Annotated in this window: 15 protein-coding genes and 3 pseudogenes; 13 read left to right on the top strand and 5 right to left on the bottom strand. The window is 38.8% G+C overall.

From position 1 onward, the window contains the following. Window positions 1-791 precede the first annotated feature (791 nt). From ACYRY3_RS14630 to ACYRY3_RS14585, 10 genes and pseudogenes are all read left to right on the top strand, one after another. Window positions 792-1,157 carry a hypothetical protein gene (locus tag ACYRY3_RS14630; protein ID WP_460202377.1) on the top strand — a complete coding sequence of 122 codons (366 nt, stop codon included), beginning with the start codon at window positions 792-794 and terminating at the stop codon, window positions 1,155-1,157. A 1,006-nt stretch (window positions 1,158-2,163) separates the two neighbouring features. Next, on the top strand, window positions 2,164-3,261 hold the full coding sequence (locus tag ACYRY3_RS14625) for a type II toxin-antitoxin system RnlA family toxin (RefSeq protein WP_460202376.1): 1,098 nt from the start codon (window positions 2,164-2,166) through the stop codon (window positions 3,259-3,261). Between the two features lie 15 nt (window positions 3,262-3,276). After that, window positions 3,277-3,645 carry a type II toxin-antitoxin system RnlB family antitoxin gene (locus tag ACYRY3_RS14620; protein WP_460202375.1) on the top strand — a complete coding sequence of 123 codons (369 nt, stop codon included), beginning with the start codon at window positions 3,277-3,279 and terminating at the stop codon, window positions 3,643-3,645. A gap of 49 nt (window positions 3,646-3,694) precedes the next feature. Then, window positions 3,695-4,633 carry a ribonuclease HIII gene (gene rnhC, locus ACYRY3_RS14615; protein ID WP_460202374.1) on the top strand — a complete coding sequence of 313 codons (939 nt, stop codon included), beginning with the start codon at window positions 3,695-3,697 and terminating at the stop codon, window positions 4,631-4,633. Window positions 4,634-5,444: 811 nt separating this feature from the next. Then, window positions 5,445-5,714 (top strand): annotated as a pseudogene (locus tag ACYRY3_RS14610) (DUF2887 domain-containing protein); the annotation flags it as partial. Next, a pseudogene (locus tag ACYRY3_RS14605) lies at window positions 5,632-6,225 on the top strand (class I tRNA ligase family protein); the annotation flags it as partial. The pseudogenes ACYRY3_RS14610 and ACYRY3_RS14605, both read left to right, overlap by 83 nt. A 393-nt stretch (window positions 6,226-6,618) precedes the next feature. Next, window positions 6,619-12,114, top strand: a complete 5,496-nt coding sequence (locus ACYRY3_RS14600; protein WP_460202373.1) for a trifunctional serine/threonine-protein kinase/ATP-binding protein/sensor histidine kinase — start codon at window positions 6,619-6,621, stop codon at window positions 12,112-12,114. Window positions 12,115-12,669: 555 nt separating this feature from the next. Next, on the top strand, window positions 12,670-13,728 hold the full coding sequence (locus ACYRY3_RS14595; RefSeq protein ID WP_460202372.1) for a mevalonate kinase family protein: 1,059 nt from the start codon (window positions 12,670-12,672) through the stop codon (window positions 13,726-13,728). After that, window positions 13,715-14,602, top strand: a complete 888-nt coding sequence (locus tag ACYRY3_RS14590; RefSeq protein WP_460202371.1) for a sugar phosphate nucleotidyltransferase — start codon at window positions 13,715-13,717, stop codon at window positions 14,600-14,602. The genes ACYRY3_RS14595 and ACYRY3_RS14590 overlap by 14 nt, the downstream gene beginning before the upstream one ends. A gap of 211 nt (window positions 14,603-14,813) precedes the next feature. Beyond that, window positions 14,814-15,770 carry a hypothetical protein gene (locus ACYRY3_RS14585; protein WP_460202370.1) on the top strand — a complete coding sequence of 319 codons (957 nt, stop codon included), beginning with the start codon at window positions 14,814-14,816 and terminating at the stop codon, window positions 15,768-15,770. Window positions 15,771-16,014: 244 nt separating this feature from the next. Here the strand turns inward: ACYRY3_RS14585 and ACYRY3_RS14580 are convergent. Next, a pseudogene (locus tag ACYRY3_RS14580) lies at window positions 16,015-16,932 on the bottom strand (RecQ family ATP-dependent DNA helicase); the annotation flags it as partial. A 407-nt stretch (window positions 16,933-17,339) separates the two neighbouring features. Between ACYRY3_RS14580 and ACYRY3_RS14575 the strand changes: the two are divergent. Further along, window positions 17,340-20,210, top strand: a complete 2,871-nt coding sequence (locus tag ACYRY3_RS14575) for a two-partner secretion domain-containing protein (protein ID WP_460202369.1) — start codon at window positions 17,340-17,342, stop codon at window positions 20,208-20,210. Between the two features lie 29 nt (window positions 20,211-20,239). Here the strand turns inward: ACYRY3_RS14575 and ACYRY3_RS14570 are convergent, their stop codons facing one another. Together ACYRY3_RS14570 and ACYRY3_RS14565 are read right to left on the bottom strand one after the other, a co-directional pair. Then, window positions 20,240-20,917 carry a pyridoxamine 5'-phosphate oxidase family protein gene (locus tag ACYRY3_RS14570; protein ID WP_460202368.1) on the bottom strand — a complete coding sequence of 226 codons (678 nt, stop codon included), beginning with the start codon at window positions 20,915-20,917 and terminating at the stop codon, window positions 20,240-20,242. Between the two features lie 101 nt (window positions 20,918-21,018). Then, window positions 21,019-21,510, bottom strand: coding sequence for a GNAT family N-acetyltransferase (locus tag ACYRY3_RS14565; RefSeq protein ID WP_460202367.1), 492 nt, complete (start codon window positions 21,508-21,510; stop codon window positions 21,019-21,021). 144 nt (window positions 21,511-21,654) lie between these two features. On the opposite strand from ACYRY3_RS14565, the gene pdxR reads away from it, so the two are divergent. After that, on the top strand, window positions 21,655-23,124 hold the full coding sequence (gene pdxR, locus ACYRY3_RS14560) for a MocR-like pyridoxine biosynthesis transcription factor PdxR (RefSeq protein ID WP_460202366.1): 1,470 nt from the start codon (window positions 21,655-21,657) through the stop codon (window positions 23,122-23,124). A 166-nt stretch (window positions 23,125-23,290) separates the two neighbouring features. Here pdxR and ACYRY3_RS14555 read toward each other — a convergent pair whose 3' ends face one another. Further along, the gene (locus ACYRY3_RS14555) at window positions 23,291-23,737 is read right to left on the bottom strand and encodes a PmeII family type II restriction endonuclease (protein ID WP_460202365.1); all 447 of its coding nucleotides are present in this window, start codon (window positions 23,735-23,737) and stop codon (window positions 23,291-23,293) included. A gap of 343 nt (window positions 23,738-24,080) precedes the next feature. Between ACYRY3_RS14555 and ACYRY3_RS14550 the strand changes: the two genes are divergently transcribed. Beyond that, window positions 24,081-25,103: a catalase family protein gene (locus ACYRY3_RS14550; RefSeq protein ID WP_460202364.1), complete on the top strand. Its 1,023-nt coding sequence runs from the start codon at window positions 24,081-24,083 to the stop codon at window positions 25,101-25,103. A 320-nt stretch (window positions 25,104-25,423) separates the two neighbouring features. Here ACYRY3_RS14550 and ACYRY3_RS14545 read toward each other — a convergent pair. After that, the coding region (locus ACYRY3_RS14545; protein ID WP_460202363.1) for a 2-isopropylmalate synthase at window positions 25,424-26,353 on the bottom strand (930 nt) is incomplete at its 5' end.

Below are 26,353 nucleotides of genomic sequence, written 5' to 3'. Positions count from 1 at the left end.
CTCTTCAAATGATTAAAATTTCTAATTAATAGTAGGGTGGGCACTGCCCACCATATCATGTCATGTCATACCATTTCACGTTAATCGGAATATACACATATGTCGGGACGCGCTGTTTGAAGCGTCTCTACACTATGATTTGTATCATCCTTTTTATAAAATAGTCTTATATCTAATACCGTTTCCAGATGAAAATGCGTAGAAAGAAGCCCACCACCTGCGGCACCTCCCCAAAGCATCGGCTACCGTAATGGTATAGAAGTTGAATTTACCCCCCTTCATCCATGCCACTTGCGGGACTGTCACCGAAACCCGCGTTCTTCGCAGTGGCTTCCCCTTATCAAGGTTAAGGTGGTGGTGTACAAGTTGAATTGACCCCCCTTATTCCCCCCTTATCAAGGGGGGAAACCAAAAATCCAATTTCCTCCCCTTTATAAGGGGAGGTTAGGAGGGGTAAAAATCTTGTGCAGCTTCATAGAAAATTGCTACAAAAGCACTATGTTTTAGTCAGTGCAATAGCTTCGCTACTGCCTTCGGCAGATCGCAACTCTAATTAAAAAATAAAACCACGTTATGTTACGCTATCGGACCAACTAAATTGGTTAAATGATGTAACTGATACAGTTTGAGCAGAAAAATTCGGATTTGATAGTTAGTATACGGCTATCGTGCCATTTCGGGGTTAACGAAATCATTTCATCCCTCTTCAATTCATTTCAAATTAGATGAAAACTCTGCGTTGAAAAAACACTAAGTCGCTCACATAAATAAAATGCTGGAAGGACTTCATTATGAATCAACCCTTTCTTCCTCCAGATGATATGCCTCCTGTTGAGGTTACCTTATTCGATCGATTGTTGCACAGACATCTAGAACAAGTTTCTAGCAAACGCTTTTACGAAATCTGTGACTCTACACAGCAAGCCTTATTATCACTTTGCCAATGGTCTATCGAGATGAGTGGCAGTACAATGGCACTCGTGATTCTTTGCCATAACAGAGAAAATTACTCACAAATTGCCCAAGCTATTCCTCAGTTTCTTACACATTTAAAGATACTTGCTAACCGTTCAAAAATCTGTATTCAGCGTCCGAATAACCAAGGAATACTCTGGAAATTTGAAGTAGAGGAACTGTCGAATAATGAAATTTTATAACAGGAGTTTACACGAGTAGAAAGTCAGGTCAAAAGAAGGTTAACGTTAGAAGTCACTTGAGATTGTTTCTGTCTTTTGTAATCATGGGCTATTAATAACTTTGAAAAGATGTGTCCGATTTCATATCTAAAGATAATGTAAATTGGATATTAATACCATTTCACGTTAATCTAGATACATATAAATTGTGTAGAGACGCGCCATGGCGCGTCTCCAGACTATGATTTGTATTATCTGCCGAGCGCATTCTATAAAATTTGTGCGTCAGAGGAGGAAATTTTGTGGCTCTTAAGTGGTGAGCGCCTTGAATCTTTCAAGGTAACAATATACAGAGACAATGAAAAGAGGTTGTTGACCATCCTTTAGTTAATATTTTGATGTCATCTATAGAAGGTAGGCAGGAAAATGAGTGACCTATTTTGTTTGTAAATATATTTAGTAATGAAACTAATATAAGGGGTTAGTATAAGATGGCAAATGTTTGGATGTAGCCCGGATTCTCGCGCTTGGCTAATTTCTCTTTTGGCTGTTGGGATGGTAAGCTTTCCGGGTAACCAGCTTTTTAACTACTTTTTTTGTATTTCAGATGGTTCGTTTCGATCTGCATCGCTTTAGTCAAGGCACTCTACTTGATGTGTATCGCTGATTGATACTTTCTTTGACGCCGCATAGAGGGACTGTTAACTTATAGTACAATTAAACTATTCAAGAGAGGTAATCAGTCACATGATACTTTCTCATTAACCCTCTTTTATCACTCTTGCAAGAGAATAATATGAAATTCTTACAGCATAAGGCTTTTACCAAAAACTGTAATTTAAGCTATTTTGTTAAAAAACAAACTCTCAAATTACTGCTCTGTCTATAGTGGGGAAACTGGCTCTTATTTTTTATGCTAAGAGTGATTAAACAGGGTTAATTAGGAATGGCTAGACTAGAATATGGGTTTTTGATGTTAAAACAGATATTTTAATCTTATAGTAAAGCCTTAGTTCGGAGGTAGCCTGTGCCGTCTGACTTTAAAGATCTCAACTTAGACCGAACTCGTCTTAAGGAGTGTATTGAGGAGTTTTGGGTAATTAACAACACCCAAGGAGGTCAATATTCTGTGGAGACTACCTCTCGCCATAGAGCGAAGTACACCAAAGATAGCTGCGATATTATGGTAGATTTCTTGTTCAATCAGAACGGGACTACAACCATTCAGACAAACATTGGCAGATACCGTGACAAAGGTGAAGAGTTGGCTCTTTATCTTAAAGATAAGTTGGTTCATGACGATAGAAAATCTATTTGGGTCACTGTAAAAAACATAAATCAAGATGCCTTTGAGTTACTTATTGAATTTCTTCAAGAACTTAAAAATGAAGATTCAGATGTAACGGAGGTTTCAGTAGTAAAAAATTCAGAAGATCAAACCAAGAAAACTATGAGAGCAACTAGTAAATACAATGACTCATTAACGTTAACTCACTATCGAACTACTAACAAGTTATTGATTCAAGGGAAACCACTATATGGCTATTATCAGGTAAGCTATTTTCTTTCACAATATACTGATTTAAATGGTTTTCTAGAAATTGTTTATAAGGGGGAAGAAAGCCCTAACACTATAAACGTAGATAAGAGTACTATCGAGGCTGAGTTAAAAAATTCGTTGCCAAACGCTTACTCTAGCTTAGGTGAGGGAATACTTAAGATGCTTCGTACAAGCTACACTCTCAAAGATATCTCAATTCCTTTGCCTGATTATAGCTGCTATGTTTTCCCAGCTTTACGAGCACTTGAAGGTGTGATGCGGAAGTTTCTGTATAATGAAGGATATTTTATTGAATATAATAATAACTCTTTCAGTGGAATCTTTCGCAAGGAGTTAGGCACAAAATTTGTAGTTACTAATGACTTCAAAGTTAAAATTGGAAATGATAAAATTTGTAATGCTTTAGAGCATTGCTACAACTACTTTGTTGATCAAAGGCATACTCTCTTTCATGCTAACGATTTCACTGACAGCAGTAGGTTCATCCTGACAAAAGAAATAGCTACTCAAATCATTGAAAAGGTAGTGAAAATAATAGATAAAGCGTATACAATAGCTAACTGATTAGGAAGCTAACAAATGATAGATATTAAGGAGCTATATCGAATTGAGAGGATTTCTGAGCAGGTTGTTGCAATTTTCTGCACAACCTATGTCAATCCTATTTCTTACCTGCCAATTATTGAGGAAGAATTAATCAGGCTCAATTTTAGTGGAAAAATTATCTTCGATTTATTACTTTCTAATGGATATAGCTCAAATCGATTTATTGAGGCAGAAGTATGTAAAACTAAAGTTAATAGAAGCTCAATGAAAGTAATTAATTCTTCTAATTTAGATGAATTCTTCATTAAAAGAACTCAAGAGTTTTATAAATCTCATCCGGAGTTAGTAGAGAATAATAATATCTTACAAGATGAAGAAAAATACTATTTAATTCATAATTAGTTAGTATCTATAAAAGCTCATCAGAACGTAACAACTTCTTGGAGTAATCGTGAGTGAAATTGAAAAAGCTATTCAAAAATATGAAGTTCTCCGCCAGTTAATCTCAACTAGCGATTTTATAGTTTCAGCCTATAAAGAAATCAATTATGGTCTACAATTTTCAATTCAGAAAGGAGAGTGGTCGGGCATTATTAGAATTTATCAAAATAAGCAAGGCAAGGTAAAAGTTGACTGTTCCCAATTAGATGAAAGTGAACACTCTCTCTTGATAAAAAGCTTCTCTGAAGAAAAAAGCCTTCCTCTTTCTCAAGCAGTAAGCTCAACTCTCCCTAATGAGTTGGCATTACCTATTATTGGAAGTGACGAATCTGGTAAAGGTGATTATTTTGGTCCTTTAGTCAGTGCTAGCACATATATAGACGAAAAAATTGCAAGTCAACTCACAACGCTTAACGTTAGAGATAGTAAAGCTATAAGCGATAATAAAATTCAGGAAATTGCTAAAGATATCCGAAGAATTTGCCAGGACAAGTTTGCGATTGTAGAAATTTCTGCTGAAAGATATAACCAGATATATGTCAAACTCGAAAACGAGAAAAAATCACTTAATGACTTACTTGCTTGGGCACATGCTAAAGCAATAGAGGAACTTTTATCTAAAGTTAAATGTCAAACAGCGATCGTTGATCAATTCGCTGATGAAAAGCTTTTGCTTGAAAAACTACAACAACAAGGTAAGAAATTAAAAGTTATTCAAGCTCATCGAGCTGAAAGTCATATAGCTGTTGCAGCAGCTTCAATCTTAGCGAGAGAACGGTTTCTCAATAAGCTAGACAGTTTGGGAAAACAGTACCATATAAAGTTACCAAAAGGCTCTTCTAAAGCAGCTGTTACCGTAGCAAGACAGTTGATTGAAGAAAACGGCAGAGAAATTTTAGAGAAGGTTGCAAAAGTTCATTTCAAGACTACAAACGAAGTACTAGGTTAGACGCACTCTATTCGCGTCCTATGTAACTTTCTGGGTTTTGTTGCAGTTGTACGTGGGGGGCGAGCGGGCACGCTTGAACTTTTAGTGTCAAACAATAGTATCCCTCTTGTGCCACTTTCCGAAAACTTTTGCCATGTCTGGATTCTAGAGCTTTTGTACAAGAAGCGATAACCAGATTTTTTCTAATAGGATAGCTTTTATTAATTGCCTGATGAGGGTTCTAGCGTTTGCCCACGCAATTGATTCATACTCTAAAACTACATGAGTAGCGTTTGTCTATAGTTCGCTACTTACAGCAGGCGCTTTCAATTTCCAGCTACAATCCACAGCCTGCCTGCACTTACCTACCTCGAAATCATAACAGAATAAAAAATTTTTTGATACTTACCATCAGGAATTTGATTACAATTTATTTCTATTGGAGTGACTCCAAATAATTCTTTTGAAATCGGTTGATTAATGAATCTAAAGACCCTCCATCAATAAACAAATATCGGATGCTATCAGGTAATCCACTAGAGAAACTTACAGACATAATTTTAGTTAGAATTTTTCGTAAAAAATTTTTCTATAATATATTAAAATTTATTGTAAGAAGAAAGTAGGGGTTGTAACGGTTTATGAATTAGGGAAATCAACAAAAGAAAATTAATAAAAGAAAAAAACTTACACGGTATACAACAAAGTAATCTCCACTCCTATCGTGCAAGCCACACCACAAAATTATTTAATAAGTCTTTCCCTCAAATGTTAGATTAAGCAAGGCTGGTGGTGGGCAGTGCCCACCCTACATCTTTAGGTAATTTTCTGGCTGCCTAAAAACGAGATAGTAGATATTATCACCACTATTACCGTTTACAAGTTTTCTTCGTTGAATAGAGAGGAAGTGGAAACAATGCTGGGACTGATTTTAGAAGAAACGAGGGTTTATTGGGAAGCGAAAGCCGAGGGGCGAGTTGAACGGGAAGTTGAAATGTTGAAAGTTACCGTCCCCCTAAGCAGATGTGGAAGGACAATTCCGCTTCTTGAACAGGGTTTGGCGATTGGTAACAGATTTTATCAATCAACCAAGACCTGTTAGCAGTAACCAAACACAATTAAATAAAGCAGAAAAAGATTTGCGGCGGGCGATTCACATTGCCATCAAAGAAATTACGGAAGATGTGGAAGGTGAATACCAATTCAATACTGCTGTATCTGAATTAATGAAATTGAGTAACGCTTTAGCTGATGCCAGTTGTAAAGATTCACCAATTTATGCAGAAGGTATTCAAACTTTGATAGTGTTGCTAGCACCTTTTGCACCTCACATTGCTGAGGAATTGTGGCATCAGTTGGGTAATACTGAATCAATTCATACTCAAGCTTGGTCTACCTACGACGAATCTGCCTTGCAAGCCGATGAAATCACTTTGGTGATTCAAGTTAATGGCAAAAAGCGTGCGGATCTTCAAGTTCCAGCCCAAGCTGATAAAGCGGAGTTGGAAAAGTATGCCCGTGAATCAGAAATTGTGCAGCGTCACATCGAAGGCAAAGAAATTAAGAAGGTCATTATCGTTCCTGGAAAGTTAGTCAATTTTGTAGTCGGCTAAAAGTTCAGTTTACACTGACAACACAAACATGAGGAAGAAGGTGAAAAACTATACCTTCTTCCTTTTTCTTTTTATAGTGGTTGTCATTACACCACTAAATTCAACAGTGACCTTTTGGTTGGCTCTAGTGTTAATCGCTCAGGTATGTGATTTTTATGCCCGCAAGGGGAAAGATAAGTAAGACAGATACTCAAGCGATCGCGATAACTGAGTTCAAAGGATACCCTATGTATAGAGCAGTTCAGCCACCCCACACGACCCGATTTCTTTTTCTGTAAAAACTAAGATTTCGTTGACAAAACTCAAGAAACCTAATTTTTATCTCCCAATTTGAATAACAGCCCCACGTTCTAGCTTTATAAAACTCATACTCTGTTTTTAGGCAAAAATCGCATGACAAAGATAGTACAGTACCACTCGCTTGAAAAAATTGCTACTAGTGACAAAACAGTTATTTATAGAGCCACTCTTGAGCCTGGGTCTAACTCTGTTATTCTAAAAATTCTGAAGTCTGAGTATCCTAAACTGGAAGAAATCACTCGGTTCAAACAAGAATATATAATTAGAAAACAACTTAATTGTCAGGGAATTGTTAAAGCTTATAGTTTGGAAAAATATCAAAACAGATGGGCTTTAATTTTAGAAGATTTTGGGGGACAGTCCCTGAAACAACTACTGGAAAGACAAACTCTTCAATTAAAAGAAATTCTTCATATAGTAATTTCCTTAGCCTCAAGCCTGCACAATCTGCATTTCAACCAAATCATCCACCAAGATATTAAACCTTCAAACATTATTATTAATTATGCTACAGGGCAGGTTAAAATCACTGACTTTAGCATTTCTACCTATTTGGAAAGAGAAACTCCAGAAAGCAGCAATCCTAAGGAAATCCAAGGCACTTTGGCATATATGTCACCAGAACAAACTGGCAGAATGAATCGGTTAGTTGATTACCGTACCGACTTCTATTCACTGGGTGTTACTTTTTACGAAATGTTAACCAGGAGGTTACCTTTTACAACCACCGACCCAATGGAATTAGTTCATTGCCATATTGCTAAAAAACCAATCCCGCCTATAGAGGTAGATCCTTTCATTCCTCAACCTATCTCTAACATTATCATGAGATTACTAGCTAAGAACGCTGAAGAGCGTTACCAAACTGCTTTAGGAATAAAGGCAGATTTAGAAAACTGTCTATCTCAGCTTGAAACCAAAAACTTTATTGAAAACTTTCTACTGGGTAGTTGGGATAAAACCGATAGGTTGCTCATACCACAAAAATTATACGGTCGTTCAACAGAAGTTAACACACTGATGAACGCTTTTAAGGAAGTTAGAGAAGGCAAAACTGAAATGATGCTAATCGTCGGTTATTCAGGCGTTGGCAAAACTTCAGTTGTCAATGAAGTTCATAAACCCATTGTAGAGGCACGGGGATATTTTATCAGTGGTAAGTTCGATCAATATAAGCGGAATATTCCGTATAGTCCTCTAATTAAAGCTTTCCAGTCATTAATACAGCAAATCCTTACAGAAAATTCTGAAAAGATTGCTCTTTGGAAACAAAAACTTTTAAATGTCTTTGGTTCTATCGGACAGATCCTTATAGATGTTATTCCTGAAGTAGAACTGATTGTCGGTTCGCAACCACAAGTACCCCAACTTCGAGCGTCAGAATCACAAAATCGATTTCATCGGATTTTTCAACAATTTATTCATGTATTCTGTCAAAAAGAACACCCATTAGTTTTGTTTTTAGATGATTTACAATGGGCAGATTCAGCATCATTAAAGTTAATCGAACTACTGATAACAGACCCCGATAGTCAATATTTGCTTTTAATTGGGGCTTATCGAGATAATGAAGTCAGTGCAACTCATCCATTGATGCTGACAGTGGATAAAATTCAAAAATCTAGCACTATTGTAAAAACTATTATCCTGAATACTTTAGATAGCAATACTGTCAATAAATTACTTGCTGAAACTCTAAATTTAGATGCTGAAATAACAAAAAATTTAGCAGATATTTTGCTTTTAAAAACAGATGGAAATCCATTTTTTTTAACTCAGCTTATCAAATCTCTCTATTCAGAAAAATTGTTAGTATATGATGTTAGCAATGATGTTTGGCAATGGAATATCGAACAAATTCAATCGGTGGGAATAACCGATAATGTAGTTGATTTAATGGTCGGTCAAATTCAAAAGCTTGCCATTTCAACTCAGAATGTTTTAAGATTAGCGGCTTGTATCGGCAATCAATTCAATTTATATATTCTTTCCATTGTTAATGAAAAATCTCTTAAAGATACAGCTTTTGAATTATTTGAAGCACTTAAACAGGGATTAGTTTTACCTTTAAATTCTGAATATAAAATTCCCCTGATGTTTCATCAGGAGGATTTAGAAAAGGCGGTCAGTGAATTACGAATTGATTACAAGTTCTTGCACGATCGCGTGCAACAAGCAGCTTATGCCTTAATTCCAGAAGAGCAGAAACAAGCACTTCACCTTCAAGTTGGTCAATTGCTACTAGAAAATTTAGATGAAGAGCCTAAGTCAGAAGATCTTTTTGAAATTGTGAATCATCTAAACATAGGCGCTGATTTAATAACTTCTCAAGCTCAAAAACACGAATTAGCAGCACTCAATTTAACAGTGGGACAGTATGCTAAGTCGGCAACAGCTTATGAAGCTGCACGAAGATATTTTCATGTAGGTATGGGACTATTGGCAGGTGACTCATGGACTCAAGAGTATAATTTGACCCTGGCTCTCTATGTGGAAGCGGTAGAAGTGGAATACTTGAACACTAACTTCTCCCAAGCCGAAGCATTAGGAGAAATTGTACTGCAAAAAGCTACCTCCTTACTTGACCAAGTAAAGGTTTACGAGTTAAAAATTCAGATGTATGCGGCTCAACAGCAGATGCTCAAAGCCGTAGAAACTGGAGTGCAAGCTCTAGAAAGGATGGGCATCTGTTTATCAAGCACCGATAGCGATCGTTGTGAGGGGGTGGCATTACCGCGATTAGAAGATTTAGAGGATATTTCAGAAATAACCGATAGTTATAAACTCGCGGCTATGCGGTTGCTGATAACTCTAAGCCCTCCTGCCTATCAAACCACGCCCCAAATTTTTCCACTGATTATCCTCACTCAAGTCAACCTCTGTATGGAAGGCGGGTATTCAGCACTATCCGCTTCTACGTATAGTTGGTATGGTCTCTTGCTATGTGGTGCGCTGGAGGATATTGAGTCTGGATACCACTCTGGTCTAGTAGCTCTAAAGCTGTTGGAGAAATATGATGCCAAAGAATTCAAATGCCTGGTTATGAATCAATTTAACATTTTTATTAGACCTTGGAAAAGGCATATCAGGGAAAGTCTTGCTCCATTAATCGAGGCACTTCAAAGCGGGCTAGAAACCGGAGATATCGTTTATGCCAGCTATTGCGCTGCTAATTATTGCACTTACTTGTTTGCAGTTGAGGAGACACTGGAAGCGGTCGAGGAGAAGCAATCACCACTGATTGATTTACTGGCTAAATTAAAAATTCAAGTTTCTATCTACTACGCTAATATTTGGAGACAACTTAATTTTAATTTACGAGGGTTGGTAGCAGATAAGTACCAGTTAATTGGTCAAAGTTTTAATGAAACAGACAGTCTGCCTAAATTGTACAGCAGTAGAGATAGTTTTTCGCTTTTTAATTTTTATCTAGCAAAAACAATTCTCCTCTACCTATTCAAAAATTCTACTGAAGCAGTTGTTGTTGCATCGCTAGCAGAAGAACATATACAATCTGCTGTGGGATTGGTGTATGTTGCATACCATAAATTTTACGACTCACTGGCTCTCCTTGCCGAGTATTCTAACGTTGAATTCAACAAGCAACAAGAATACCTCGAGCGAGTGGAAAAAAATCAAGCAAAAATGCGTTTATGGGCTTTCTATGCCCCGATGAATTTTACACACAAATATGATTTAGTGGAGGCAGAAAAGGCACGAGTTTTCGGGCAAAATTGGTCAGCAATGGAGCTTTACGATCGCGCAATAACCGGAGCTAGAGAACATGGATATCTTCAAGAAGAAGCACTGGCTTATGAAAAAGCAGCAGAATTCTACCTAGCCCATGGTAAAACAGAAATTGCCGTGGTTTACATAACGAAAGCACATTATGGCTATGTTCGTTGGGGAGCTAAAGCTAAAGTTCAAGACTTAGAGTTAAGATACCCGAATTTGTTACAACAAGAGCTGAATCGAAAAACCACATCGGTAGATGTTAGGACAACAACTTCAACTTCAGAAGCCACTGTAGGGAAATTGGATTTAGCTACAGTTATGAAAGCTTCTTTGGCTGTATCGAGTGAAATTATTTTGGAAAAATTGCTCGATAATTTAATCAGAATTGTTATAGAAAATACTGGGGCAGAAAATGGATTACTTATCTTGCAAAAAGATAGCAAATTTGTCATAGAAGCTGTGGGAAATATAAATTCTAATGAAGAATTACTCTGGAAAAAAAATCTCCTAAATAAGAAAACTGAAATTTCCCCTGAACTCGTTCCCCTATCTATCATTAATTATGTAAGCATAACTAAGGAAAATGTCGTTTTAAATGATGCTACAAGTCAGGAAAAATTTGTCACAGATATTTATATTATAAAAAATAAGCCCAAGTCGATATTATGTACTCCGCTTATTTATAAAGGAACACTTATCGGTTTGTTTTACTTGGAAAATAATTTGACTTATGGTGCCTTTACAAGTGATAGATTGGAAGTTTTAAAATTACTGTCTTCACAAGTAGTTATTTCCTTGGAAAATGCTCGTCTTTATGCTAATTTATCGGTCACCAGTGAAAAGCTCAAAAAGGCTAACGAACAGTTGGAAGAGTACAGCCGTACCTTAGAAGTGAAAGTAGAAAAAAGGACACTAGAATTACAAGAAAACAATCAGCGATTGAAAGAAAAAGCCACACAACTCCAGAAAGCTTTACTGGAACTTAAAGATACACAAGCTCAACTTATTCAAACTGAAAAAATGTCTTCCTTAGGTCAGCTTGTTGCTGGTATAGCACATGAAATTAATAATCCGATTAACTTTATCTACGGTAATATTACTCATACCAGTGAATACATTGAAAACTTATTGTATCTCATAGATCTTTATCATCAGGAATACCCAAATCCTACACCAAAAATTGTTGCTACAAAAGAAAATATCGACTTAGATTTCTTAGTGGAGGATTTACCTAAAATCCTGTCGTCTATCAAACTGGGGGTAAATCGAATTCGTCAGATTGTCTTGTCACTACGGAATTTCTCAAGACTTGATGAGGCTATTATGAAGCCCGTAAATATTCATGAGGGCATTGAGAGTACGTTACTAATATTGCAACATCGTTTACAAGAAACGATGGAAGAAGGCGTAATTCAAGTGATTAAAGAGTATGGAGAAATACCCCTAGTGGAGTGCTTTGCAGGACAAATTAATCAGGTATTTATGAATATCCTTTCCAATGCTATTGATGCTTTAAGAGTAGGGACTGGGAACCGCAAAGGAGAACTTAATAACAGCGAATGCCAAATCCCTACTATTTGGATTTGTACGAAAATGGTAAATTCAGAGTATGTAGCTATTTGCATTGCAGACAATGGGCCTGGAATGACAGAAGTCGTCAGACGGCGATTATTTGACCCTTTTTTCACAACTAAACCTGTGGGCAAAGGAACTGGTTTGGGGTTATTCATAAGTTACTCAATTATTGTGGAAAAACACCACGGTTCATTAAAGTGCATTTCAGAACCAAACCAAGGGGCACAACTCATTATTGAAATTCCGATTAGATATAGAGCCCCGCACTTGCAATCTTAAATCAATTGCCTACCCGATTCTTCATTCACACTTGAGATTCCAGGAAGGGGCGAGCGCTGTCAGTCATACCTCTACCCAGACTGTCAGCCTTCTGGTTTAGTCTTCCAATTGTTGCAATTTATTCTTACTTAGAGATTCATTGGTTTCATTTGTACATGAAAAATCGCTTGAGAGTTTTGCTCACTCAAGCGGAAATTCTGTATAATATTATACCAACTCACTTGTTTGATGCAACATTTGAACATCGCAAAGTGCCCTTACTTAGGAGAATTGCGAAGATAACTTGTGGCAAACATATGGTGAAGTGGTATCACTCCTTGCACAAATAAAGAATATCTCCTCCAGAATAAGATGCGGAATCTAGTGAGTGACAGTTTGTCAACTGACCCTAATTTACAGGTATCTGTTTAGCAACACTTACGGATATTGATCTCCGATTCTTTTTTTGATGTTACGGTCAAGCGTGCTCGATCGCACTACCTGTATAATTTTAAATACAAATTTAACTTTTTATTTTTAATTTTTCGAGAAAGCCGTTGATTAGGATAAAAGTTGATGCAAATTTTTGTTCCTGGACGCCTTTGTCTGTTCGGTGAACATAGTGATTGGGCGGGAGGATATCGCCGCTTCAATCCCTTACTTGAAGTGGGTTACACCCTGCTTGTTGGAACCAACCAGGGGCTTTATGCTGAAGTCACGCCCCATCCCTCTCACCTAATTTTGCAAACCTCTCTCAATGATGGGACTCGTAAAACCTTAACTTTGCCAATGGAAAAGCAGGTTTTACGTATGGAAGCACAGAGGGGTGGATTTTTTAGTTATGTGGCTGGTGTTGCATACCAAGTGATAGATAAGCTGACCAAGCGCCATGTAGGTGGATTGGAAATTGATAATTATTTGACAGATTTACCAATTAAGAAGGGGCTGTCATCAAGTGCAGCTATTTGCGTACTTGTGGCTAAAGCATTTAATCAAACCTACGACTTAAAAATGACGATCCAAGAAGAAATGGAGTTAGCTTACTTGGGTGAAGTCATGACACCTTCTTGTTGTGGGCGGATGGATCAGGCTTGTGCCTACGGCAATCACCCCATTGCTATGATCTTTGATGGCGATCGCACTCGTGTTATGGAGCTAGATACACCACAAAACTTATTCTTTGTCATAGTAGACCTTGGTGGCAGTAAAAATACTCAGGAAATCCTGAGCAAACTCAATAAGTGCTATCCCTTTGCTACAAATGAAGTACAACTCAACGTACAAAAATATCTTGGTTCCATCAGCTATCAAATCACTCAAGCGGCGGTTGAAGCCTTACAAAGGGGCGATGCCGAACAAATTGGTATTTTCATGAAACAAGCACAAGCAGAATTCGATCGGCATCTGATTCCTGCTTGTCCCGAGCAGCTTATGGCTCCCGTATTACATAACCTGCTTGAATATGAACCAATTCAAACCCACATTTTTGGTGGGAAGGGAGTTGGTTCCCAGGGGGATGGGACTGCACAGTTTATCGTCAAAAACCAAGAGAGCCAACAAAAAGTTCTCGAAATCATAGAACGTGACTTTCCCCAAATGCAATGTTTAAAACTAACGATTTATGCAAAAAGATAAAGTAAGAAAAGCTGTGATTCCAGCAGCCGGGTTTGGTACTCGCTTATTTCCAGCCACCAAAGTTGTTAAAAAAGAACTTTTCCCAATTATCGGTAAAGATGGTAGGGCAAAACCCGTGATTCTAGCGATCGTTGAAGAAGCCATCAGCGCTGGAATCGAAGAAATTGGGATTGTTGTACAACCGGGCGATCGAGACACTTTTGGAGATTTTTTCAAAAAACCACCTACAAAAGAACTTTTCAACAAACTTTCGTCTCAAAATCAAGAATATTGTCGGTATCTTGAAGATTTAGGCAGTAAGATTACCATTTTGACCCAAAAGGAGCAAGAAGGCTACGGTCATGCGGTCTTCTGTGCCAGAGAATGGGTGAAAGATGAGACGTTTCTTCTGATGCTAGGTGACCATATTTACTCATCAAACACTGAAAAATCCTGTGCGCGTCAAGTTTTAGATGTTTACGAACAAGCCAACCAAAGTGTTGTTGGTTTAATTGAATTGCCCGCAACGTTAATTCATAAAGCGGGTTGTGTGACAGGAGTTTGGCAATCCTTCAATGAGATTTTGACCCTCACAGAAGTCTGCGAAAAACCTACTGTAGAATACGCACGCCAGAATCTGCGTGTAGAAGGAATCACAGACGAGCGCTTTCTTTGTATATTTGGGTTATACGTACTAACGCCGACAGTATTTGATTTTCTTGAAGAACACATTCATAAAAACTTTCGCGAACGGGGCGAATTTCATCTCACATCTTGTCTTGCGAGATTGCTTCAAGATGAAGGTATAACAGGATATGTTGTGAAAGGCAAAACTTTTGATATAGGGTTACCAGACGCTTACTGGCAAACGATGATTGATTTCAAGAGTTGTTAGGGGCGGGTTAAACTGGTACGTATACTGTGTAATACCATTTCACTTTAATTCTTGATACATTTAGGCAAGCAGGAGGAGCACCTAGAGCAAGAGGAGTAAAATGTATCAAAATTTTAATGAAAGGGTACAAGACCAAAATTTCCGAAAAAGTGCTGATGTGAGGCAAGCTTTTTTAGATTAGCTTCAGTATGTGTAGGAAAGTCAACTGTATATGTCTCAGATATTATCTTATATAGGAATTACTATTGCCCTGATTGTGGGATTTCTTATACTACTGGCTATTTTTAGCATCGGAACCATTTTTCTGGCTACGAAAAAACTGCCAAAAGTAGCCAACACTTTTTTTTCCTTAATTGCTCAGGGAAAAATTAAAGAAGCCTATCAAAGTACTGCTATAGAATTCCAGGTTAACACCTCTCAAGCAGATTTAGTTGAATTTTTGCAAGCTAACTTTTTAATAAATTATAAGCGAGGTTTGTGGTTATCGCGTTCTTTTAACGGTAATCAAAGATGGATAGCAGGTTCTGCAATCACTAAGTCGGGCGCTAAAATTCCCTTAAAAATTCACTTTATTAATAAAAATGGATTTTGGAAAATTTACGCTTTAGAAAAACCTCAATTTAGTATGATGAAAAGGCATGAGGAATTTTTGCCTGCTGGGTTGATTGAAAATGGTATACGTAAAAAGCCCGTATTACCAACAGAAATTCAAGCCAAACAACTAGCACACGATACATTATTATCTTTTTATGAAACTATAGAAACAAATAATTTTGCAAAATTTTATGATTCTATCTCCTTTCTTTGGCAACAGCAAACCAGCATTGCTCAATTAGAGGTTGCCTTCAAAGACTTTCTTAAGAAAAAATTTAGTTTGTCTGGTATTGTTACAGGTCGCATCGATTTCGTTCAACCTCCAACTATTAACGAAAATAATTGGCTTCAATTGTGCGGGCAGGTTCCAGATCCTATGGGGCATCCTTCAATATTAGACTTTGACCTTCAGTACACACGGGAAGAATCCATCTGGAAATTAGTCAAGATTAAAATTAACGTAGAAAAGTTCAAAACAGAAGCAGTGCATAATGGAGTCAAGCCAAAATATCCCTTGCAATTGATTGATGTTACCAATGAGTTAGAAAGAGATTTTTGGATAGATAGAAATTAGAATTGGTTAGTAGATAGTGGTTAGTAGTTAATAGTTATTAATAACCACTAACCACTAACCACTAACCATTAACCATTAAGAAATTCTTCATAGTCTTGCGGCGTGTCAAGGTCGAGAGTACCTTCAGGAAAAGGAATGCTAAAGACTTGTGTAGCATACTGTTGGATAACCTGTCTGGCACCAGTAGCGCCATTGAGTTTAGTGAGTGGTGTAAAAAAATTACGGTGAAAGAAGGCGGGTACAAGGCAGAAGTACAGACAACAAATGGTATTTTGCCACTCAACCATTTTGCCTCTACTGCACGGCGTTCCTCTCCTCCCAGTCCCGCATGATAGCTACTTGTGATGTAACCCATCTCTTGCAGCCATGCAGCCAAATCTTCGCTATCTTGCCTTGTACGGACGTAAACTAACCCAGTTTGTTTTATTTTATCTTCAATAAACTTTAATAACTGTTGCTTTCTGCCCCTTGGTGTCCAAGCTATACGAACCGAGGGATTAATATTGTGACGGTAAGGATTGACGCAAAAAACTGAGGGTCGATCTAATTGTAAAATTTCTTGAATCTTTGTTTTGACTATAGGGTCAGCAGTGGCAGTGAAGGCAGCGATCGCTATTTTTGTTCCTGCTGGTTTTGATTTGAGCAACGTCCCTCGCACTGTCTCCAATCTTTGATAAGCGGGTCTAAATGTTTCTCCCCACTGTACCAGGCAATGCGCCTCATCCAAAATCAGGGCATTGATTGCCACTTGCGGTTGACACAATCTTTCCCAGACTGGGGGACTGAGTAGAGTTTCCGGTGACAGGTAAAGTAATCGCAACTGCTGTTTTTCTATAGCTTGCAAAGTCCTGCGTCGTTCAAATGGTGGCAATTGACTGTGTAATAAGGCAGCAGCCAAATTACGTTCTCGTAATTCCTGTACTTGATTTTCCATCAGTGCCACTAGAGGCGAAACAACCAGCGTTAATCCAGTTTGTAGCAGTGCTGGCAACTGAAAACAAATTGATTTTCCCCCACCTGTCGGCATGATAATCAGTGCATCTTTGTTCGCCAACAAACTTTGAACAACCTCTCCCTGCGGTGGTCGGAAGTCTTCATAACCCCATATTTTTTGAAATGCAGCACGAACTTCGTTCCATGATATTGTGACAGGGCGATTCATAAGTAGGCTCAAAAAGATAGTAATTAAATACACTTTCTATTACCGAGAACCTGAATCTGGAAATTTATTGATGTTTTAATGTGGGTGGGAATTAATAAAAGGAATTCAAGCCAAAAAAACAGTAAAAATTGCTTTTTCTTGAAGAATATGAAAAGATTAAAATGAATTGCGTGCGATCGACAGCAACCCGTGACCCACAACCGGGCTCAACTAGACAGATTCCCTAGGTTTGAGTCTTGGCTAGATTTTTATTAGATAGACCTCTCCATTTTTAGTAGATAAACGCACAGCAGCATTTGTTGCTAGTGGGCGTACATGACCGGAATCTTCTACAACCTCTCAAGCCAGATAAAGCCAATTTGATTTATGTAAAGAGTTCTAAAGAAAACTTCTTTTAGGCTATTTTTATGATAATCAAACACCATTGGCTTCAACAAAGGCTATCATTTGTTTTTCCGGTGCTAATGCAGTGTGGCAATAGAAACTATGCAGTTAGAAGCAGCATTATTTTCTTTTGTCTGGTGCCTTCTACCTTTTGTCTTCTTACCCCAACCCGCGCTCAAATTAATCCCGATAATAGCCTGGGTACAGAAAGCTCTCGCGTCACTCCTAACACATTCATTAACGGCTTACCTGCAGACCAAATTGATGGTGGTGCCCAACGTGGTAGCAATCTTTTTCATAGTTTTACTCAGTTTAATGTAGACGATGGGCAAAGAGTTTATTTTACCAATCCCATTGATGTGAAAAATATTTTTACACGAGTTACGGGTGGGCAAGGCTCAAATATTTTAGGAACTTTAGGAGTTAATGGTAATGCTAACTTGTTTTTGATTAATCCTAATGGAATTTTGTTTGGAAAAAATGCTCAGTTAGATGTGCGGAGTTCCTTTGTAGCGACAACAGCGAATGGGCTTCAGTTTGAAAACTTAGGTAATTTTAGTGCTACAAATCCAGAGGTACCTTCGTCGTTACTGACTATTAATCCTTCGGCTTTGTTTTTTAATCAGATTAATCCAACTGCATCTATTCAGAATAATTCAATTGCAGATGCAGGAAAAGACCCTGCGGGTATTGATGTACTTGGTTTGCGCGTTCCAGATGGCAAGAGTTTGCTGCTGATTGGTGGCAATGTCAGCATGGATGGAGGATGGGCGATCGCGAATGGTGGAAGAATTGAGTTAGGAGGATTGGCAGAAGCGGGAAGCATTGGAATTCGTGAAAATGGGAATTCTTTAAGTTTAAGTTTTCCAGACAGCGTACAACGAGGAGATATATCTCTTACGAATGGGGCTGTAGTTGGTGTTATCGGTGGTGGTGGCGGTAGTATTGCGATTAACGCTCGAAGTTTAGATATTTTGGCGGGTAGTGAACTTTTTGGAGGTATTAGACCAGGTTTAGGGACAACAGGAACTCTGGCAGGAGATATCACAATTGATGCTACAGAGGAAATAAAACTTGCAGGAACTAATAGTTTAATTTTCAACTCAGTTCAACTAGAAGCAGTAGGTAATGCTGGTGATATAACCATAAATACTGGTTCCCTTGAAGTAACAGGTGGCGCTCAAATAGATTCTTTTACTCGCGGACGAGGAAATGCCGGAAATATAACTATTCAAGCAAAAGATACAGTTACTTTTGATGGAGTAGGAACCAACGGATTTCCCAGTGCCTCATTTAGCAATGTACAACCTGGAGCTACAGGTAACGGTGGCAGTATAAACATTACTGCTAGGTCGTTATCTTTGACAAATGGTGGACAATTAGGGGTAGATGTTCGTAGAGCATCTGATACACTTCTGGGTGGTCGAGGTAATGGTGGCACTTTAAATATCAACCTGCGTGATGCATTGACAATTTCTGGAGAAGACAGTGGTATATTTGCTAACCTTGGCACTGGTGCTGTAGGGCGTGGCGGTGATGTCAACATTCAAGCTGGGAATTTGTTGATTAAAGATGATGGAGAAATATTTTCAGGCACTTCCGGTCAGGGAGATTCCGGGAATATTTCGATTACAGCCCGTGATACGATTTCTCTAGATGCAGGAGGTATTTACAGTAACGTCAACACTCGTGAAGCTGTCGGCAATGCTGGAAAGATTGATATTACAACAGGTTCTGTTGCTGTCACAAATAGTGGTCAAATCAATAGCTTTACTCGCGGACAAGGAAATGCCGGAAATATAACTATTCAAGCAAGGGATGCAGTTACTTTTGATGGAATGGGCAGTGATAAATTTTTTAGCGGTTCATTTAGTAATGTACAACCTGGAGCTACGGGTAATGGTGGCAGTATAAATATTACTGCTAGGTCGTTATCTTTGACAAATGGTGGACTATTAGGAGTAGGTGTTCGTGAAGCATCTGATACACTTCCAGGCGGTCGAGGTAATGGTGGAGATATCAACATTAACACTAATTCCCTACTTTTAACTAATGGTGCAGAAATATTAGCCGATTCAGAGATTAGTGGAGCGAGTGCAGGTGATATTAACATCAATGCTTCTCTACTTACCCTCAACAACCAAAGCATTATAAAATCCGAATCTGTTGCTGATGCTGATGGTGGAAATATAAATTTCAACATTCGCGGCTTCTTACTGATGCGTCACAACAGCCAAATTTCCACAAACGCTGGTACTGCTCAACAAGGGGGTAATGGCGGCAATATTAACATTAATTCAAAGTTTATCATCGCCGTTCCCAAAGAAAATAGCGACATTACTGCTAATGCTTTTAGAGGTAGAGGAGGTAGCGTCCGAATAAATTCTCAAGGTATCTTTGGTATTGAAGTGCGATCGCAGCAAACGGAGAAAAGCGATATTACAGCCAGTTCCAACTTAGGCGTGCAGGGGCAAATCAGCATCGAACAACCAGAAGTCCAACCTACCCAAACCCTTATTGAACTACCTACAGAAGTTGTTGACGCCAGTAACCAAATTGCCCAAACTTGTCCCAAAAGCCCCAATGCCAAACCCTTAGGTAGATTTGTTGTAACTGGACGCGGTAGCTTACCCCCCAATCCTTTGGAACCACTGGTGGGTACAAATAACCTCATTCCACTAGCAAGTTTAGATGGAGAAATCTTTAGTAAGCTACCAAATGCATCCTCAAATCCCAATTTACCTGTTGATTCTCCTCAGATTATTGAGGCACAGGGTTGGGTGAAAACTGCGGATGGCAATATTGTGTTGGTAGCTCAAGCGTCGCAAGTTACACCTTCTACTATTACCCCCTCCGCTGTGTGTCCAGTATCTCATACCAATTCTGAATTTTAAATTTCAGATTTTGGATGGCTCTTTTCCTACTATCTCGTGTATTTTTGCAGGTAATTGGGGAAAGGCGCTTCGGTATCCAAATGTGGGTCTGGAATCGCATTTCCTACCACTGTCTGCAAAGGAAGAACACCCGCCCAAACTGGCAAAGTATAATCTACTTCATCATCTTTTGGTGGTCCTGTCCGCACCTTAGCGGATGCTTCTGTTATTGGCAAAGAAAGTACTAAAGTTCCGTCCAACTCCTGACGGTTGGGTTGGCGTACCTCAGCCCATCTTCCTGGCACTATGTGTTCGGTAAAGGCTTTCAGTGCGTCTAGCTTTTGGTTGCGATCTTGCACTAGAGTTGCCGTACCAAATATCACCACGGAACGGTAATTCATAGAATGATGAAATGCAGACCTTGCCAAAACTAAACCATCAAGCAAAGTCACGGTCACACAAACCTCAATACCACGAATTAAAGAACGCAGCATTCGACTTGCTGGCGAACCGTGGATATAAAGTTGGTCACCTACGCGACCATAAGCAGTTGGAATCACATATGGCTGATTGTCTGCAATAAATCCCACATGGCAAACTAACCCTTCATCTAAAATCTGATAGATAACCTCACTTTCATAATGACCTCGTTGAGGTACGCGCTTAATTTGACTGCGTTGTGTGGTCATCAACTTTTCCTGATGGCTTTGGTTGTTTAATATACTCATAAATCTTTGTCCAAATTGTTAGAAAACGGCTGCGATAAGTAGGGTGGGCACCGCCCACCTTTTCAGATAATCAGTAAGCACTCACTCCACTTTGCTTCAACTTAAAAATTGGTGTCATTCAAGTCCAATTGCATGGCATTACTATCAGAAAAACCAAGTTGCTCGTACACTGGTTTTCCTAATGGCGAGGCGTTAAGAACGGCACGCGTACAACCGATTTCTTTCAAATGCTTTACCGCCATACTTGTAAGTTGCTTGGCTATTCCTTGTCTGCGGCGTGGAGGTTCAACATAAACTCCCCAAATATATCCGTACTTGCGGTATTGCTCTTGAACAATAATTGGGTAGAGACCGTTATAGAGTTGACAACTGGCAGAACCAACAACTACACCATCAACTTCTGCCACAAACCCTTTATAAAATAAATGCTTGCGTGCTTGTTCTATAAATTGAAGAGTAATATCAAACCAATCAGGATTGATATCATCATTTGAAACACCAAGATCCAACCACATTTTATAAAAGTACTGGGCAATAAGTGAATCTTCCCGTGTAGTGGCTTCTTTGATAATGATTTGTTGCTCCATCAGCATAAAGACGTATCAAGTATGAAGGATAAAGGATAAAAAAGCTCTGTTTGCGCTTACCCTTTACATTTCATACTTTTTCCAAGTGGTCTTTTACAAGAGCCACTTTTGTGATTTGATATAAGTCCACTTAGATTGCAATAGTAGACTATGGATTTTGCCATTACGCTGAACAGCAATTCCCCAATACCACTTCACCAACAGCTTTACGAAGAACTGCGTCAAGCCATTCTTACGGGACGACTGTTACCAGGAGGACGTATTCCTTCTACGCGCCAACTTGCCAAATCTTTGGGAATTTCTCGCACTACCGTTACCCAAACCTACGACCGCCTCCTAAGCGAGGGATACATAGAGACTGTTGTGGGTTCCGGTACATTTGTCTGCTCTCAACTTCCCGATGATTTACTACACTCAACGCCAATTCAGTCTCCTGAGAAAATAACTCGTCCACCAGTTAAACTCTCGAAATATGGAATCGGTTTACTTCAGATAGAGAATGTTCCAAGAGTTCCCGAGCCTGAATTACTTATTAACTTCCGCTACGGACGACCTGCTTTTGACCAGTTTCCTATAAAACTATGGCGCAAGCTGCTGTCTCGTTACTCTTGCTCTAATTCGGAATGGCTTGATTATTCAACGGATGTTCTGGGATATCAACCTTTACGGCAAGCTATTTCCCAGTACCTCTCCCGTTCCCGTGCTGTTAATTGCGCTCCAGACCAAGTATTAATCGTTAATGGTACGCAGCAAGCACTCGATTTAATTATGCGCTTGTTTCTTGAGCCTGGGGATGTTATTGCTTTGGAAGACCCTGGTTACCTGAGTGCAAGGTTAATTTTTGAAACGCAGGGTGCAAAACTCTTACCCGTTAGTGTGGATGAGTTTGGCTTGGTTGTTGAAGACTTGGCAACCTACGCACAAGAACAAATCCGCCTTGTATATGTTACACCTTCTCATCAGTTCCCCACTGGAGCAATACTTTCTTTGCCAAGGCGTTTGGAATTACTGACTTGGGCACAGCAGACGGGGGCATTAATTGTTGAAGATGATTATGATAGCGAATACCGCTATGGCGATCGCCCTATTCCAGCTTTACAAGGATTAGATAAAAGTGATTCAGTCCTTTACATTGGTACCTTCTCAAAAGTGCTGTTTCCTTCTTTACGAATTGGTTATTTAGTATTACCAAAAACTTTGGTTTCTCCTTTTGTTCGTGCTAAATGGTTAAGCGATCGCCATCTACCAATACTAGAACAGCAAGTGCTGGCAGATTTTATCGCCGAAGGGCATTTAGAACGACATATTAGAAAAATGCGCTCTGTTTACGATAAGCGCCGTCAAGCCCTAGTGAAAGCATTCAACATTCACTTTGGCAAAAAAGCAACAATTTTAGGAGAACAGGCAGGAATTCATTTGATGGTAAAGCTCTACACGCCTTTTAGTGATGAAGAAATTATTCAAAAAGCTGCTCAAGTTGGGGTAGGCATGATGTCTGCTGCACCTCATTATCTTAGTCCACATTCAAAAGGTGAGTTTATTTTTGGCTACGGTGAGCTAACAGAGCAACAGTTGATGGAGGGAATTTACAAGCTAGCTTCTACTTTCTATAGTCGTTAAAAAGCTTTTCTGTTCTTTGTTCTACCAATTTTGCAAAAGAGAAATCTTTGCCAGTATTTTTAATTAATTCAAATACTAATGACTCCGTCTCTGGATCTCCACCAACAAAACTCCAAAAATCCTTTCCAATTAATATATAGTCACTATTACGAGTTAAGTTTGTGCGCTAATAAATACATAAGCGAAACTCTTTCCCTTGAGCGAGCGCTTTTGCTCGGTGTATATCTATACTTCTCTTATTGCTATTATTTTGATTAATAATTGATTTTATTTCAACCCAGTACTCTTTTCCATCACTCAGTTTAAACTTCAAATCATACGGTTTCCAATCTTTCTTAGTGCCAATAATTTCTCCTCTTTGACCTTCTACTAAAATTTCCACTATCTTTTCTATCATATTGCCCATAAGAGTTACGAATGAACGTTCTACTCTTTCCATAACAAAAAACGTGATAAATTCTTTTGGATTATTGTAAAACATTTGTTGCACTAAAGGATTTTTCTGCTCCATTATTTCTTTTAAACTAAGATTATTAACTGATTTTTCTACATCTGGTAAAAGGCTTCTAAGGTATATATTTATTCTTTCTTGAGTTGCAATAGATAAAGCCAAACTAAATAGCTCTTCTTCTTATTTTATTAATTGAAACAGCAATATGACAACTGTTACCGGGAGTATCCCGGCTAAGAAAATAGTTTTTGCTGTATCAGTTCTAACTTAGGAAAGAAAAAATGTATATACTCACCAAAAATTTATCTATCCTCTTCTGTGGGTTCTTGATGGGTAATTAGAACGCACAGCTCGCTGGAAGTTGTTGTGCTAAACTGATGCCAGGGTTGTACTTTTAGCATAAATCCCCTATATTTGGGGAGCATATTTGCGGGATGGTTTTATTTTCTCTATAAGTTGAAAACTGAATTTTTGTCGCTCTAAGCGTATCTATGAGGATAAAAGCATGAGTATGTCCGAACTATCTGCTACAGAGCAAGAGGCAATGACTGATGACGTTTTAGCAACTAGTCTCGAACTTCAACGACAAAAGGGACCCGACTTAAGACAAGTTCACGCGAAAAGTCACGGTTTAGTTTGGGGAGAATTCATTGTTGAAGATGATATTCCTACCACAGTCAAAGTAGGTGTATTTGCAGCACCTCAAATCTATCCCATATGGGTTCGCTTATCTAATGGCGGACAGCCTGAAAAGCGAGGTAAATTGAAAGCAGATAAGGAACCTGATTCTCGTGGTTTTGCAATAAAGTTAATGAACGTTCAAGGGCAAAAAGTTTTGGATGATGAAGCGACAACTCAAGATTTTGTTCTCATAAATCATCCTGTTTTTTTTGTTCGAGATGTCAAAGGCTATGTTGATATAGCTAAGGTAGCCAGCGGACAAGCTGACCCAGAATTAATACAAGCGATGCAGCCTTCATTTGCGGTGATTCAAGAAATTAACAGTAAGAAAGTTAGCAATCCACTTCTCATCCAATACTGGAGTATCACTCCTTATAAACTTGGCTCTAAACCCATTAAATTTTCTGTCAAACCTCAAAGCCCAGAAGTTCCTCCCGACGCAGTACCTGATGCTGATAATTATCTACGAGAAGCAATGGTGAGATATCTGACCGATGAAGGGAGAGAAGCTACTTTTGATTTTCTGATTCAGCTTTATGTAGACGAGGATAAAACTCCGGTTGAAAATCCTATGCAAGAGTGGAAACAGGAAGATTCACCTTTGATTAAGGTAGCTACTATTAGAATTCCCAGCCAAAAGTTTGATTTTGAGGAGAGAAAGCGCTTGGATGAGGGAATGTCTTTCAATCCTTGGCATACTTTGCCAGAACACGAACCCCTTGGGAGCGTCAATTTATCTCGTAAAAAAATTTACCAAGAACTTTCAACTTATCGCCGTAATCAAATCCAACAACGTTTAAGGGAACCTCAACCTTTTGCTCGGGTTCAGGATACCCCTCAGGATTAAGCTAAAGCTCTTAACGTTTCGCCTGATTCTAATTCGGAACTCGTAATTTGTAATTGGACAAGTTATTACAAATTATCAATTACAAGTTGTATCGTATTCGGTTAAATATTTTTCATAAAAATACCCCTCCCTAACCCTCACGCCACTTGCTTTATGCCGGAGAACCCGTCCATCGCAGTGGCTCCCCTTGCTAAGGGGAGGGTGCCGTTAGGCCCAGAGAAGTCGCGTGTTGGGGTTCTCCCCGTTGAGCGAACCTCGGGGTGGGGTAGAGTTTGTGTATCATTAAGTCATCAGTAAGTCATCAGTCGAACATTATATTATTAATTATTCACAACTGCTTGTTGTTGTTGTTTATTTTGCAAAGCTGCGGATAATCTATTCAGCGCATTTACGTAAGCCTGAGCTGAAGCTACGATGATGTCTGTATTGGCTGCATGACCGGAATAAACTCTATCCTCGTATTTCAGGCGGATAGTCACTTCCCCAAGAGCATCAATGCCAGCTGTTACCGACTGTACGGAGAACTCAATCAACTGGTTTGGTACGTTAACCACACGGTTGATCGCTTTATAAACTGCGTCCACTGGTCCTGTACCAATGGCTGCGTCCATTAATTCTTCTCCTTCTGGAGTCCGTAGTGTCACTGTTGCGGTGGGACGAGCATTGCTACCACAGGAAACTTGCACGAGTTCTAAGCGGTATAGATCGGGTGCTTGCTGGATTTCATCATTCACAATAGCTTCTAAATCCCAATCTGTGATTTCTTTCTTTTTGTCCGCAATTTCTTTAAATCGAACAAATGCTTTGTTTAATTCAGTTTCTGTGAGTTCATAGCCCAATTCTCTCAAACGAGTGCGGAAAGCATTTCTGCCAGAATGTTTACCCAAGACAATTTGATTTTCAGTTAATCCAATTAATTGGGCATCCATAATTTCATAGGTGAGCTTGTTTTTTAGCACACCATCTTGGTGAATTCCAGACTCGTGAGCAAATGCATTTGCGCCCACAATTGCCTTATTTGGCTGTACTAACATGCCTGTTAAATTAGAAACCAAGCGGGATGTTTTATAAATTTGTCTGGTATCAATATTTGTTAGCGGTTCTTCTGATTCAATCGGGTGTCCTAAGAAGGGGTTGAAATATTGGCGACGGACGTGTAATGCCATGACTAATTCTTCTAGTGCTGCATTTCCCGCCCGTTCACCAATACCGTTCATTGTGCATTCTAACTGTCTTGCACCATTTTTAAC

The sequence above is a fragment of the Scytonema sp. NUACC21 genome (assembly GCF_054684315.1).
This window is presented reverse-complemented; position numbering and strand designations above follow the sequence as displayed.